This is a genomic window from Desulfonema magnum (genome assembly GCF_017377395.1).
GTDB lineage: Bacteria > Desulfobacterota > Desulfobacteria > Desulfobacterales > 4be13 > Desulfonema_C > Desulfonema_C magnum.
Window position 1 is genome coordinate 1,792,672 of the sequence record NZ_CP061800.1, and the last position, 14,868, is coordinate 1,807,539.

Sequence of the window (14,868 nt, forward strand, 5' to 3'; positions counted from 1 at the left end):
AGCTTTTTTTCAATACAGATGGGGTTGCCAGGGTGGAAAGAAAGAGAGCTTGAACCGTGAAAAAAATACAAAGAAGACCGGCTCCGGCTTGGTTCAAAGATCATGGAGAATGGGGAGAGCTATCTTCTGGAGACAGGAACAAACTCTTATCTGAGCTGGTCAGAATGACCCGGCACCATTGCTCCTTCTGCGATGAGAATCTGCTGGGAAAAGAGTTTTCACTCATACAGTTCAGACCGAGAATAAAATTTTATCTCGTTTCCACGCGAAGCGTGGGAATGTCTTCCGGACGCTTCGCGTCCTATGACAGGCGGATTCCGGACGCGAAGCGTCCCCGCTGCGTTCCCACGCGAAGCGTGGGAACGAGATCAAAAAGATACGGACATGCCGCTCCGCCAAGTCATTGTCAATACACACTCGCCAGTACTGGTGAACCAACTGCTTCAATGGAAAGATGATAACAACGTGAGCGTTTGTCTAATCAGACCTGAGACGTTTTGAAAACCTCGCAGGTCTTATGCGAAAAAGGAGGGAACGCGTGTTAAAATTAAAGGCTGTCACAGTCATATCCTCTGCTTTGTTCCGCTGTTCCCGGATGGTGTTTATTTCTTTGGTGATTTTTCCATTTTTCACGTCCTGTCCTGCGTCTGCCTATGGTTCAAAGTATCGCACAATTGCCCATCATGTATTGGAATTAGAATCGGATCTGGGGATCAGACCAAATGATGCGCTTCTTGATGAAATTATTGATGAGGCACGGCAGCGGATTAAAATTAAACAGTCTTACTCAGCAGATGAAGCCATTAAAACGTTAAAGGCCGTTGACCATCTGCTTTTAGAAAAAAATTTTCTTTATGACGGAAGAATACGCCTCCTTTCAGAAGCCCTGAAGCCCCGCAGGCTGGACAAGCAGACAATTCAATATATCAGAAAATCTGATCCCAACAATTCAGGCGCGGATATCAGAGATAACGCCACACTGAAAAGAATCATTCTCGCCAGTGACAAACATAAACAGCACGCATTAAAACATATCCATGAAAATTTTTACTTTGGAGAGTGCAAGACATTTTCTTTCCTTTACCTGGGAATTGCCGACGCGCTGGGGTTGCCTGTAAATATGGTTCTTGCGCCTTCCCATGTGTTCATCAGATGGAGACTGCATCCCGGAAGACATGTCAATTGGGAGACCACCTCCGGCGCGGCCGTCAGTGACGATTTTATGAGACGTTCATTTGATATTTCCGAAAATTCAATCCGCTCGGGTGTGTATCTGAAAAATCTCAGTGAGAGCGAATCCATGGCAACCGCGTGTTATATGCTGGGAAATTTTCTCACAGATGCGGACAGAAAAATAACGTATCTGACCAAGGCGGTTCAGTTAAATCCGAAACACAGCAGAGCGTATTATAACCGGGGAACAGTATGGTATAAAAAAAGAAAGCTGCACAGGGCCTTGGCAGACTATGATCAGGCCATTGCCCTGGACACGAAACACAGTGAGACTTATAATAACCGGGGGAATATCTGGTATGAAATGCGTAAGTTCGACAATGCTCTGGCAGACTACAATCAGGCCATTGCGTTAAACCCGAAACACAGCCGCGCTTATAATAATCAGGGAAATGTGTGGTATCAGATGGGGAAATGGGGCAGCGCCATAACAAGCTATAACCGGGCCATTCAGTCAGATCCGACATATAGCGGGGCCTACAATAATCGGGGAAATGTCTGGTATCAGATGGGGAAGTTCGCCAAAGCGTTAAGCGATTATAATACAGCCATTAGGCTGGACCCGGACAATAATGAAGCTCGCAATAATCGCACGAATCTGTTGAAAAAAATTGAGAATTGAGAATTGAGAATTGGAATTTGAGAATCGGGATTTGGGATTTGGGAACCTTTAATTTTATAACTTCCCATATCAGGGAATTTGAAGAAAAGAGATATAAAATGAAAATCACCGCCGTTCGTATTCTTAAATATTTCTCAGCTATTATTCCATATGGTTTTGCCATATGCTTATGCTTTTCCATAAATACAGCCGCCATGGCAGAAGAGCCGCTAAATTCAAAAAAAACAGTACTTATTCCTCCGAGCGCCAGGTCCGTTGTTCTTCAACTGAGATGGTTTCACCAGTTTCAGTTCGCGGGCTATTATGCTGCTCTGGAAAAAGGGTTCTATCGGGAAGCAGGACTCGAAGTGACATTGCAGGAAGGCGGTTACGAGATAGACACCATAGATGAGGTGCTGAATTGCTGTGCGGAGTATGGCGTGACAAACAGCGAAATCGTACTGCATCGGCTTCGTGGAAAACCTTTGGTGGTCCTCGCTGCAATATTCCAGCATTCGCCGCTGGTTCTGTTGACACGGAAAGATTCCGAAATTGCCACGCCTCAGGATTTGATCGGCAGACAGGTGAAAATGACAAAACAAGACCGGGACGCGGAACTTCATGCAGTTTTTCTCAATGAAGGGGTTTCCCTGGATCAGATACACGTCCTTGATGGCAGTGTCAGCGCTGATGATTATTTCAATGAAACCATTGGCGCATTAAGTGCCTACATAACAAATGAGCCTTATTATCTGGAACAAAAAGGGGTTCCCTTTTCAATTATTCGCCCTCTGAGTTATGGGATTGATTTTTACGGAGACTGTTTGTTCACATCAGAACAGGAACTCAGGGAATACCCGGAGCGTGTGAAGGCATTCCGGGAAGCCAGCCTCAGGGGCTGGGAATATGCCATGAAACATCCTGAAGAAATCATTGACATCATTCTGAGTAAATACAACTCACGCAAGACACGGGACCATCTGCGTTTTGAAGCTGAAAAAATGCGTGAACTGATACTGCCGGAGCTTATTGAAACGGGATTCATGAACCCGGGACGCTGGCGTCATATTGCAGATACCTTTGCCCGGCTGGGAATGCTTGAAAAATCGGGGCAGTCCCTGGACGGGTTTATTTACGATCCGAATCCTGCTCCGGACTCAGCGCAGATCCGCCAAGCTCTCGGAGTGACCCTTTCTGTGAGTTTCCTGACCGCCCTGGGGCTTGTTATCCTCATCGTTTTCAACCGACGGCTTCATCGGGAAATTAATGAGCGCAGGCAGGCAGAAGAAAAATTGCGTTTTCAGGCTGTTCTCATGGAGCAGATAAAAGACATTATCGTGGCAACCGACCTGGAAGGACGGATCACCTATGTCAATGAAGCGGCTGTCCGATCAATCAGTCTCCCCCGTGAATCGCTGATGGGACAGACAATTCAGGTTTTGGGAGAATATCCCGGACGAAGTGCCTTTGTTCAGGAAGTAATTGATAAAACCCTGGCAGACGGAGCCTGGAAGGGAACAGTGGTGAGCTACGTCAGAGGCGGTATGAAACTCATATTGGAATTAAGATCATGGGTCATCCATGATGCGAACGGACAGCCCACAGGAATGGTGGGCGTTTCAACGGATATCACTGAACAGGCCCAGGCTCAGAAAGCGCTGAAAGAGAGCGAGGACCGCTATCATGACATATTCAATTCCAGTGCGGATGCGATTCTTATTTTTGATCTCAATGGCAATATTGCTGACGCCAACCCCGCTGCATGCCGGATGTATGGCTATTCTCAGGAAGAGCTGACTCGGCTGACCAGCAGAGAGACTGTTCATCCTGATTATCATTACATTTTTGAACAATTCAGAAACAGTGATCCTGAGCAGTTGGCGGATTTATTTCCTGTCAGCTCAGTAGATGTGCGTAAAGACGGAACTTTGTTCAATGTGGAAATCCACGGAACGATATTTGATTACAAAGGCACACCGCATTTATTATCTGTTGTCAGAGATACCACTGAACGAGTACACGCGGAAGAGGAAATCAAAAAATCGCATTCATTGTTACGTGCAACCATTGAATCAACTGCCGAGGCCATTGTGGTGATTGACAGAGATAAAAACCTGTTCACCTTCAATCGGAAGTTTATTGAAATGTGGGGGCTTTCTGAAGAATGGGCTGAAATTCCTGAGCCTCGGGAACGTTTCAGGCTGGTGACGGAGCAGGTAAAAGACCCCCGGATATTTGCCGGCCGTATCAGGGAATTGTTAGATGACTTGGACACAGATGCCTATGATACGTTTGAGATGAAAGACGGCAGAATTATTGAGTGCCATGCACGACCTTTCAGAATCGGAGACAAAACCGCAGGTCGTTTATACGCGTATCTGGATGTCACGGAACGAAAGATCGCAGAAAAATCGATGCGGGAAAGTGAAGCAAAGCTGCGAGCTATTTTTGACAATGTTGTCGTAGGGATTGCTATTATTGATCTTCAGGGACAATATTTTTATATAAATGACAAATGGGCAGACATGCTCGGATATGCAAAGGAAAAAATCTATCAGTTCAAATATACAGATGTTACTTACATCGAAGATGTTGAAAAAAGCAAAAATCTTTTGCAAAAACTGATCAAAGGAAAAATCAGACAATATGAAGTCGAGAAAAGGTATGTTCGTAAAGACGGAAGTGTTTTCTGGGTAAATTTTTCAGTTTCACCTATTTATGATATTCATGGAAATATTGAGTCTGTCATCGGAATCGTCATTGACATTGACGGACGCAAACAGGCTGAAACTGAACTCCTGAGAGCCAAAGAGACAGCCGAGGCCGCGACCCTTTCCAAGAGTGAATTTCTGGCCAATATGAGTCATGAAATCCGCACGCCCATGAATGCCATTATCGGGATGACAGGACTTTTGCTCAGGACGAAACTGACTTCGGAACAGCGGGAGTATGCTGAAACTGCACGATCCTCCTCGGATATCCTGCTTTCTCTCATCAGTGACATCCTTGATTTTTCCAAAATCGAAGCCGGAAAAACAGAACTGGAGATTCTTGATTTCAATATCACAGATATCATCAGTGATATCATTAATATATTGGCCATAAAAGCGAATGAGAAAGGAATAGGGCTGACGAGCCACATTGACGGTGATATTTATCCCTTTCTCCGGGGAGACCCGGTACGACTTCGGCAGATTCTGCTCAATCTTACAAATAATGCGATTAAATTCACCCAAAAAGGGGAAGTGAGGATTCATGTTTCTGTGGAAAAATCCGGCGATGTCCACAGCATGCTCCGTTTTGCTGTGACCGACACCGGTCTTGGTATCCCCAAAGACCGCGTGAATCGTCTGTTTAAATCCTTTTCCCAGGTGGATGCCTCAACAACCCGCAGATATGGCGGAACAGGTTTGGGGCTGGCTATTTCAAAGCAATTGGCGGAGATGATGGGCGGAGAAATCGGTGTTGAAAGTCAGGAAGGAAAGGGAAGCACGTTCTGGTTTACGGCAATTTTCGGATATTCGGAAGTTGAAACTCGAAACTTGAAACTTGAAACTCGAAACTTGAAACTCGAAACTCGGGACTTGAAACTCGAAACTCGAAACTTGAAACTCGAAACTCGAAACTCGGAGGTTGAAACTCGGAACTCGGAAGCGGATAACCAAGTTTCAAGTTTCAAGTTTCAAGTTTCAACAAATATCCGTATTCTTCTTGTGGAGGATAATCGGCTGAATCAGAAGGTCGCTCTGGCAATGATGAAAAAACTCGGGTTATCTGCGGACCTTGCCAGCAACGGCACTGAGGCCATTAAGGCTATCCGGACAACATCTTATGATCTTGTTCTGATGGATATTCAGATGCCTGAAATGGACGGTATTGAAGCCACGAAAAAGATTCGAAATTCAGAACTCGAAGCTCGAAATATACCCATCATTGCCATGACTGCCAATGTCATGAAAGGAGACCGGGAACGCTGTCTTGAAGCGGGTATGAATGATTATATATCCAAACCAATCGATCCTGATGAGCTTCTTTCCGCTGTGGAAAAACAGTTATCAGGTATGCATTCGCATTTTTCAGCTATTATTTCTAAGCCATCAGCGGGCAGCGAACAATTATCAGAAAAAGATCAGGTGGCAACTGAGAATTCGCAGTTTGCGGATTCTGAATGTTTTAACAAGGAAGAGCTGTTAAACCGAATGGGAGGGGATGAGACGCTTTGTAAAAAATTTTCAAAAATGTTTGTGCAAAGAATGCCGGTGGAAATTGAAGAATTAAAGGCTGTTCTGGATAAAAATGATCCTGAGCTGGTCACATTACAGGCGCACAATATCAAGGGAATGTGTTCGAATATCTCGGCATACGCGCTTAGGGATATCGCATATGAAATGGAACTTGCCGGAAAGAAAGGCGACTTGGACGGTGTTCGTGCGCTTATTGATGATTTAAAACAGGAATTAGACAGGTTCATTCACGTTATTACAAATATCAGCATAGCATAAACACACGCCGCTGACTGTCGAGCCGTGTAATTCCCTCTTCTTTTGCCGCGTCCAACGCCATTTCATATTCTGTTCTTGAAGGAAAACCTGCAAGTTCTTTAATTTCAGCAGCTTTGCCGCACGGCCTGTACTGGGGCATGATATTTACATAGGTGTTCGGTGAAATTTCATTTGCAATAAATCGCATCACGTCGCGTGTGCCTGCGAGATTGTGAGGCAGAACAAGATGCCGTACCAGAAGTCCCCGCGTGGCAATACCGGATTCATCTGTGACCAGGTCCCCGACCTGACGGTGCATTTCCGTCAGCGCATCACGCGCAACCTCCGGGTAATCTCCGGCCTTGCAGGTTTTTTCGGCAATTTGAGAATCCCAGAATTTAAAATCAGGCATATAAATATCAAAAACCCCTTCAAGCAGTTTCAGAGTTTCAACACGGTCATAGGCACCGGTGTTATAAACCATCGGAACAGAAAGTCCTTTTTTTACAGCAAGTTCGACAGCCGAAAGAATCTGGGGGACAACATGGGACGGAGTAACAAAATTGATATTATGACAGCCTTCTCCTTGCAGGGAAAGCATCATCTCGGCAATACGCTCATGAGAGACTTCCTCGCCGTACCCCTCATGGCTGATGTCATAATTCTGACAAAAATTACACAGCAAATTACAGTGGGTAAAAAATATCGTTCCGGAGCCGTGGGAGCCGACCAGCGGGGCCTCTTCCCCGAAGTGGGGCGTATAGCTTGACACCCAGGCGTTTTCACCTGTCCTGCACACGCCGACTTCGCCGGAAACACGGTCAACCCCGCATAATCTGGGGCAGAGTGCGCAGGAACTTAAAATTTCAAAAGCGTGTTTTATCTTTTTTTTAAGCAACCCTTTTTCAAAGGTTTCCACATAGGCAGGTTTAAAAGATGACATGATTATGAATTCTCCTGGTTGAATGAAGAATTGAAAATTGAGAATTGAAAATTGAGAATTGAAAGCATAGGTGGGTTGAGAAACCCGAAATTTTCATGTGATCCGTCAAAATGAGCGACGATCATCGCTCTCGGATTTTTGTTCCTTAACCTGACTTACGCGGCTATATTTGTTTCTGACTCATAACGTATTAAGGAACAACTCTGATTTTCAATTTCCAATTCTCCATTCTCCATTCTCAATTATTACTTGGCTGGACCAATATTTTTTGTGCCAGTCCCCGACCTAGGGCAAGACGGTTATAATCTAGGGCGATCACCAATTGCCCTTTGTTAAAATTAGTGACAACTTCTATTTCATCCCCGATTCTCAGCCCCATAGACAATAAACGCATCTGGGAAGCAGAGCCTCCGATAAACTCTTTTATAACCAATCGTTCCCCCTGTTTGGCTGTCACAAGGGATATCAGTTGTTCCCGCTTCTTAAGACATTCGGAACAGATCCCATATATCTCCATCTTGTGCTGAAGCATATGAAATCCATGAACCGCGGCAACCTGCACCTGAAGATTTTCGAGCTGATCCTCCTTGAATTCTATGATTTTTCTACATTTTGTACAAATCATATGGTCATGGTGCTGGCCCAGATGCCTATGTTCATACCACACCACTCCGTTATCAAACTGGTTTGTCTGAGCAAAACCGAACTGACACATCATCCGGAGCGTGTCTCTGACAAAGTCGGGATCTGATTTATATCCGTATTCTTCAAGCAGCTGAATCAGATCCTTATCCGTCATATGGCGTTCGGCCTGAAGAAAAACCTCAAGCACCTTGAATCTGTCTTCAAAATCATCAATATGCTCCTGCTTGAAAAGCTTTTTAAACTGTTTCTTTTCCTGGTTGTGAAGCTGCATCATTGTAGATCCCTGTTATTAAAAAAGAATAATCACACTGACATCATGGTATAAAATACAATAAAGGGGAATATTCAAAACAAATTTTAACGGCCAGGTCCGGGGATATCATAAGTGGTGCATGAGCCGCTTGAACATGTTCTTGTCTGGGATGTCATCCCGGACGGACTTCCCCCGGATCCCATGGCATAGTTAGTGGTACTGAGAACCCGTTCAAAATCTTCGGACTTACATTTGGGACATCTGAGTTCAACCTCCTCATCAGTATTCATAATAAGCAGTTCAAAAAATTCCTCGCATTTCGAGCATTTAAATTCATATATCGGCATAATATTTTCCTTTAAATTAATTTTATTAAAAGGTGTTAGGTGTTGGGTGTTAGGTGGTGTTAGGTGTTAGGTGTTAGGTGTTAGGTGTTAGGTGAAAAAATTTCGTTGAGTATAAATGTCAATGGCTGTCATATAAACGGCCATGAGCGGTCCGCTCACAACGAAACATGAAAGAACTTTTAACTTCAGTCACTTTATTAACTTTAGTCACTTTCATATAAACGGGCAACCTGGCGGGTCACAACGAACGATGAAAGCCGTGGCAAATCACAAATGACTTTCATACAAACTCCCAAGCCCGCGGTCACAAAGAATAATTAAAGTTTTACAATTTTTCGTAACACCTAACACCTAACACCTAACACCACCTAACACCTAAACACTTTCATATAAACAGACATGACCTTCGGTCACAACGAACCATGAAAGTTTTATAGTTTTTCCTAACACTTAACACCTAACACCTAACACCTAACACCTAACACCTAACACTTAACACTTTCATATAAATATAAACAGCTTTTATAAAACTTCACCTCTGGTATGGAAAAAAGATAAGTTTTTTTGAAAAAACATGACGTATCACTCGATGATCAAGTATCAGACATGTAGGGTGGGTGGAGCGAAGCGCAACCCACCGTCTGTCTGCTGTCGGTGGGTTGCGCTTCGCTCCACCCACCCTACATTCCTACATTCCGGGGATTTTATTTTTTGGGAAATCCCTTATCTCTTGATAATCAGGTATCAGAATAATCATGAAAGCTTCCTGAGACCTGAGACCCTAACAAAAAAAGCTGCCGTAAGGCAGCTTTTTTAAAAACATCTGAAAGTATTCACGAGTTATCACTGAGCGGACATGCTGTTTACCACAGGCATGATATCAATAATTCCGATATAACCGTCATCATCCACGTCATAAAAAGGATCATATTCCTGACTCTCTTCAGTGACATTCCATCTTGAAGAAACCTTCATAATATCATTGTCATCAATCTTTCCATCACCATTAAAATCATAAAAAAGATTGCTGCTCATTATCTCTTCAAACGTGAATATCAGATCATCAGTAAATGAAGACACAATAACATCACATTTATGCGCCTGATGCGCCTGAATTTCGATTTCTTTTGTTTCTGATGAAATTTCAGTGTCTCCCTGATAACCCTTTACCGTGACACGGCAAAAACCGCTTTCCTTACCGCGCAGCACAAGACGATAATTACCTGTTTCCAGTACAGGCAAAGAAAATATATGCCCCCCGTTTTCATCCGTTTCAAAAGCAGCGCCCGGGATATATCCGCCTTCTTTACCACACTCTCTTTCTTTGGGATCATACACAATCATATCTGCCGGGCCTTCAACGATAAAGGACATCCAAAAAGTTTCAGGCTGCACAGACGGTGATTCAATATGTTCAACGATCTGCTGTCCCAAATCCTCTGATATTCTCCAATCATGCCACCTGGGAGCCGGCGGAATATCAAAAAGCACAGGCGATTTCGGATCATCTCTCCTGTCCCGCTTTTTCCTGGCAGCAGGTTCGTCATTCCCTGACAGCGAATCCAGAGGCGGAACATCTGCTGTCGCGCCGGTGATCTGCACAATAATATCATTGTAATCTGTGTCACTTTTGACAAAGTCCTGATCTTCATAGGCAAAAGCAGTCCCCAGACCATTGACATCCGCTATCTGACCCACATGCATTCCATAATCCAAATTCGATAATACAATTGAAAACAGCGGACGCTTGTTCACATCTGTTGTTAAGGGGTTTTCAGCAAGCGATTCCAATGTGGAATTCGGTGTCAGTATCATTGCAAAGGTATCCCCGGGCCGCATTTGGAAGCTCTTTACCCCCTTATAAGGACCTTTGTTCCAATTTACTGACTCCCCGAGCGAACCGCTGAACCGTGCGCCTTCTTTCATATCTGACAATACAACATAGCCCTCGGTGCTGTTTGACAATGCCCGTCTTACGGCTTCTTTTATAAATTCCTCCGGGTTTGCGATGAAATCTTTCATCCCTGAAAAACTGAATATGGCAAATTCCCCTTCATAACTCCCGCCGTCATACAGCCAGTCCGCCTTGACAATACCATTCTCTCCCACTTTGAATTCACCCGGAATAATTGTCGGGTCAGTGCCGTTTATGTATTCATCCAGGTTTGAAACCTCATCTCCGTCCGGGTCTCCTGACGCGTCATTTGCCCCCGGATTCAGGCCGTAGGCAATTTCCCAGCCGTCCGGGATCCCGTCACTGTCTGTATCGGCTTTTTTCGGATTTGTCCCTTTTTGGTATTCTGACAAATTGGACAGTCCGTCCCCGTCTGAGTCCGTACCACCGTCATTCACAGAGGGATTCAGGCCGTAGGCAATTTCCCAGCCGTCCGGGATCCCGTCACCGTCCGTGTCAGCCTTGTTCGGATTTGTCCCTTTTTGGTATTCTGACAAATTGGACAGCCCGTCCCTGTCTGAGTCCGCGGCACCGTCATTCACAGAGGGATTCAGGCCCTTTGAAATCTCCCAGCCGTCCGGAATCCCGTCACCGTCTGTATCAGCTTTTTTGGGATTTGTTCCTTTTTTATATTCATTCAAATTTGACACGCCGTCACCGTCCGGATCCCCGGCAGCATCATTTGCAGAAGGGTTCAGCCCGTTAGCGACTTCCCAGGCATAAGGCATCCCGTCATTGTCATCATCCGAACCCGGGGCAGGCGGAGGCGGCGGTTCATCCGAACCCACGCCTGTGGTATCGCCGCTCATATCATCGGCAAGCCAGACATTCCCTTTTTCACCCTTCAAGACAACATAATCAATATAGGCTCCGGCCGGCGCGTTGACGGTCAGATATTTCATTGAACTATATATATTTGTCGGCCCGGACACGGTCACTGTCCTGCCGTTGGTCAGATGCGCCTCAAGAATAAAATCGCCATAGGTGCTGTAGCCAGTTTTGAACCAGGTCCCGTTGTTGCTTGTAAAGTCAACAATAACGCCCCTGGCATCTGCATTGGTACCGGCCCACAGCCAGAAATTTCCATTATGGTGAAAAAAAGCATCTCCGTAAGAAAGCTTCAGATCATCCGAATAGGTGTTATATTTCCCGGTTCTGCTGTCACCGTACATGGCATTAAATCCGCTGAAATTTTTAAAAGAGACCCCCTCAATATTGTTGACAGGATTGCCGTTTTTCCCATCTTCAAAATTAATAAAAAAGGCCGCGGAACTACCGGCCAGCCCGAAAAACAACAATGTTATCCACATCACAATTAAAAACTTTTTCATTCCTTTGCCCCCCTTTGTTTTAATGTTGGCTAACGGGTTGGCTATTTTTTGAACCCATTGCTTTTAAAGAAAAAAATAACTTTTTAAAACCGTTGTTCCGGCTCACTTTAACCTAACTCAAGATACACCTGAAAATCCTTTTTCTTACACCCGCGCCCTGTTTTTATAATTTCTTTTATAAGAACAAAAGTCAAAAATGAGCTTTTTGTATTTCATTTATGTATTGCTTTTGTCAAAATATTTGTTGGTAAATTTGGAAAAAAACGGCTAAAAAACGGAAAAACACTATCTGAGGCACGATATTTGCTTAAAATAAGTATCCGGAATGATAACAAAGCGTTTTTCCGATTATATCGTTAGCGAATCTTCAATTTCATACCAAAATCGGCTTTTCCGATTGGATTCCCCTCTTCTGTAAGCCGCGCAACTGATAAACAGATATTTTTCCGCTCGGGTGATGGCAACATACATCAGGCGTCTTTCTTCCTCAAGTTCGATGTCAGAATTCTTTGATCTCCAGTGCGGGAAAAGGTCTTCCTCGCAGCCCACGACAAACACAACGTAATATTCCAATCCCTTGCTGGCATGTATTGTTGAAAGTTTCACACCGGGCTTTTCGCTTTGATCGTCGTCGTCGTCATCCTTATCTTCCTGAATCAGGTCCGCTTCTTCCAGGAATTCAAGGATGGTTTGTTTTTTTGAGGCCGAATGAAGCAGTTCATCCATGTTTTCTTTTCTTGAAATAAAATCTGTTGAATTGGATTTTGAATATTTTTCAAGATAATCCATATAGTTAAACCTGGACAAAATTTCACGGATCGCGTCATCCGGTTTCTTTTCCCTGATTTCATCAAGGGCTTCAATTAACTGACTGAGCGCGTTATGAATTTTTTTGCTCATCACCCTTTCGGAAAGCACTTTCCGCACAGCATCCTGAAGACTCATGCCATCAGTCCGTATGTCAGCTATTTTTCTGATGGTTTTCTCACCAATTCCCCGTTTGGGAAGATTGATGATGCGCTCAAATGAGACATTATCCTTTTGAAAAACAGAGGCTTTGAGATAAGAATTCATATCAAGTATTTCTTTTCGTTCAAAAAATCCTTTGGACCCCATCATCTGATACGGAATCTCCAGGAATCTGAAAGCCTTTTCAAAAGACAGGGAACAAAATTTGGTCCGGTACAGCACCGCGATTCTCTCAGAAGGAATCCCCATATCACAAAGGGATATGATCTTTCTTCCCACCCATCTTGCTTCTGTTTCCTCATCAGAAAATTTGTGAAGCTTCACAATGCCCCCGTGTTTTTCAGAAAAGCATTTTTTTTCCATTTTATGGGTGTTATGTCCGATCAGCTCGTTTGCTGTCTGGACAATTTCATTTGCAGAACGATAGTTCTGCTCCAGCCGGAATATTTTGGCGTTCTTGTATTTTTTCGGAAATGAAAGAAACTGATCTATGTCGCTTCCTCTGAAGCGGTAAATACTCTGCCAGTCATCTCCCACGCAGAAAAGATTTCCGTTTTTTACCCAAAGATCGGTCAGCAGGGCCTGAAGCGGGTTTGTATCCTGAAATTCATCACACAGAACATACTGAAAAAGATTCTGATAAGACTCCCGGACATCCTTATGATCCCTGAGCAGATCACGGGTCTTGAGCAGAATATTGTCAAAATCCACGGCATTTGCGGAATACAATCTTTTTTCATAAACATTAAACACTTCAGCCAGCAGAATATTATGGGAAACACGGGGTTTCCGGTCAAAATACGCTGTGGGATTACCGGAATTTTTTGCTTTTGAGATATGCGCTGTCACGGCCCCGACATATTTCTTGTCGTAATTCATTTCCGCGATAATCTCTTTCATTGTCTTTTCCTGCTGGTATGTCGCGTAAATTTGGAGAGGTATCTTATATCCCAGGAGAGGGCAATGCTGTCTGAGTATTCTGAAAGCTGCCGAGTGAAAGGTCCGCACCCACGGAAATTGGTTTAAGGGCAGTCCTGTTAATTCAACCAGCCTGGATTTCATTTCATCCGCGGCCTTGTTTGTGAAAGTGATGGCTAATATTCGTTTGGAATCATAGCCGTTTCGGATGAGACTGACGACTTTGTTTGTCAATACGGTTGTTTTTCCTGATCCTGCTCCGCTTACAACCAGCGTGGGAGCGCCGTTAAATTCGATTGCCTGTTTTTGTACAGAAGATAATTTCATTATGATGTGTCCGTCTGCTTTTCTATTGTCAGCAGATGGAATTTCCCCTTCGACAGGCTCAGGGTGCGGGCCGAAACGCCGCTCGTTAAGCTTGTCGAAACGCCGCTCGTTGAGCTTGTCGAAACGCCGCTCGTTGAGCTTGTCGAAACGAACTCATGCCGAAGTCAGGAGGGATTTTCCATCTGCTGATTGTATGGAAAATTTTGAAATCTGCCTTGCTTCCCGCCCCCTCTCTCGCTACAGGGATTTTATATAAGAAGAGGATTCATAAGAAAAGGATTACAATCCCCTTCTTATACAAAATCCCTGTAGCGAGGGAGAAGGAGATTTCAGGCTTTGTTTTTTTCTCAATCAGTTATGAGTGGATTGGTTTATTTTTAGGAATAATTATCATATCGGACAGTAAAAATCAATATGAAACCCGAAAATGAATTTCAGGACGGTTTTTAAAAAAGTTTCTGATTATAACGGATTCAGGGGAGGCCGCCACGGCATATTTGCATGCTGCAAACATGCCGCCCCCGCGGGGCTTCAATGCCACAAAGACACGAAGACACAAAGAAGCACAGAGAGCCTTCGTGAGACTTCGCGCCTTCGTGCCTTTGTGGCATTTATTGCAGGTCCCACATCGCGCGGGTTTTCCCCTGAATGACATCCGGGGAGGACGGCGTCCTGTGACATGATAGTTTCAGCATACCGCGCCCTCCCCTGAATCCGTTATAATCAGAAAAGTTTTAATTTTTTTCGGTAATGAAAAAAAGCCGGGGCTTCACTCCATATGCATCAGGCTAAGATCGTAACTCATTGTTTTTATTAACCTGTGATCTGCCGGACGGGGTTTGCAACCCCGTCCGAAATATTTTCCG

9 protein-coding genes are annotated in these 14,868 nt (G+C 44.3%); 4 read left to right on the plus strand and 5 right to left on the minus strand.

Annotation, left to right across the window (positions count from 1 at the left end; all coding sequences use genetic code 11):
- The first annotated feature begins 56 nt into the window (after positions 1 to 56).
- The 3 genes from dnm_RS07265 to dnm_RS07275 all read left to right on the plus strand — a co-directional run bounded on the left by dnm_RS07265 (position 57) and on the right by dnm_RS07275 (position 6,336).
- The gene (locus tag dnm_RS07265; protein WP_207682012.1) at positions 57 to 458 is read left to right on the plus strand and encodes a hypothetical protein; all 402 of its coding nucleotides are present in this window, start codon (positions 57 to 59) and stop codon (positions 456 to 458) included.
- An 80-nt stretch (positions 459 to 538) separates the two neighbouring features.
- Complete coding sequence (locus dnm_RS07270) at positions 539 to 1,855, plus strand: tetratricopeptide repeat protein (protein ID WP_207682013.1); 1,317 nt, start codon at positions 539 to 541, stop codon at positions 1,853 to 1,855.
- Between the two features lie 98 nt (positions 1,856 to 1,953).
- Complete coding sequence (locus dnm_RS07275) at positions 1,954 to 6,336, plus strand: PAS domain S-box protein (protein WP_207682014.1); 4,383 nt, start codon at positions 1,954 to 1,956, stop codon at positions 6,334 to 6,336.
- On the opposite strand, the gene dnm_RS07280 is transcribed toward dnm_RS07275, so the two are convergent.
- The 5 genes from dnm_RS07280 to dnm_RS07300 form a co-directional block, all read right to left on the minus strand.
- Positions 6,323 to 7,258: a radical SAM protein gene (locus dnm_RS07280; protein WP_207682015.1), complete on the minus strand. Its 936-nt coding sequence runs from the start codon at positions 7,256 to 7,258 to the stop codon at positions 6,323 to 6,325. The genes dnm_RS07275 and dnm_RS07280 overlap by 14 nt on opposite strands.
- Before the next feature lie 238 nt (positions 7,259 to 7,496).
- Positions 7,497 to 8,177 (minus strand): transcriptional repressor, encoded by a 681-nt coding sequence (locus dnm_RS07285; protein ID WP_207682016.1) that lies wholly within the window; start codon positions 8,175 to 8,177, stop codon positions 7,497 to 7,499.
- Between the two features lie 83 nt (positions 8,178 to 8,260).
- Complete coding sequence (locus dnm_RS07290; protein ID WP_207682017.1) at positions 8,261 to 8,503, minus strand: FmdB family zinc ribbon protein; 243 nt, start codon at positions 8,501 to 8,503, stop codon at positions 8,261 to 8,263.
- A gap of 843 nt (positions 8,504 to 9,346) precedes the next feature.
- Entirely contained in the window at positions 9,347 to 11,788 is a 2,442-nt protein-coding gene (locus tag dnm_RS07295; RefSeq protein ID WP_207682018.1) for a DUF4114 domain-containing protein, read from the minus strand.
- Positions 11,789 to 12,136: 348 nt separating this feature from the next.
- The gene (locus dnm_RS07300; protein WP_207682019.1) at positions 12,137 to 14,002 is read right to left on the minus strand and encodes an ATP-dependent helicase; all 1,866 of its coding nucleotides are present in this window, start codon (positions 14,000 to 14,002) and stop codon (positions 12,137 to 12,139) included.
- 427 nt (positions 14,003 to 14,429) lie between these two features.
- Here dnm_RS07300 and dnm_RS07305 point away from each other — a divergent pair, with 427 nt between their 5' ends.
- Positions 14,430 to 14,654, plus strand: a complete 225-nt coding sequence (locus dnm_RS07305) for a hypothetical protein (protein WP_207682020.1) — start codon at positions 14,430 to 14,432, stop codon at positions 14,652 to 14,654.
- The last annotated feature ends 214 nt before the right edge of the window (positions 14,655 to 14,868 follow it).

Coding starts and splice junctions, on each gene's coding strand:
- dnm_RS07280 (WP_207682015.1), bottom strand. CDS start 7,258: ATGTCATCTTTTAAACCTGCCTATGTGGAAACCTTTGAAAAAGGGTTG.
- dnm_RS07305 (WP_207682020.1), top strand. CDS start 14,430: ATGAATTTCAGGACGGTTTTTAAAAAAGTTTCTGATTATAACGGATTC.
- dnm_RS07295 (WP_207682018.1), bottom strand. CDS start 11,788: ATGAAAAAGTTTTTAATTGTGATGTGGATAACATTGTTGTTTTTCGGG.
- dnm_RS07300 (WP_207682019.1), bottom strand. CDS start 14,002: ATGAAATTATCTTCTGTACAAAAACAGGCAATCGAATTTAACGGCGCT.
- dnm_RS07285 (WP_207682016.1), bottom strand. CDS start 8,177: ATGATGCAGCTTCACAACCAGGAAAAGAAACAGTTTAAAAAGCTTTTC.
- dnm_RS07290 (WP_207682017.1), bottom strand. CDS start 8,503: ATGCCGATATATGAATTTAAATGCTCGAAATGCGAGGAATTTTTTGAA.
- dnm_RS07275 (WP_207682014.1), top strand. CDS start 1,954: ATGAAAATCACCGCCGTTCGTATTCTTAAATATTTCTCAGCTATTATT.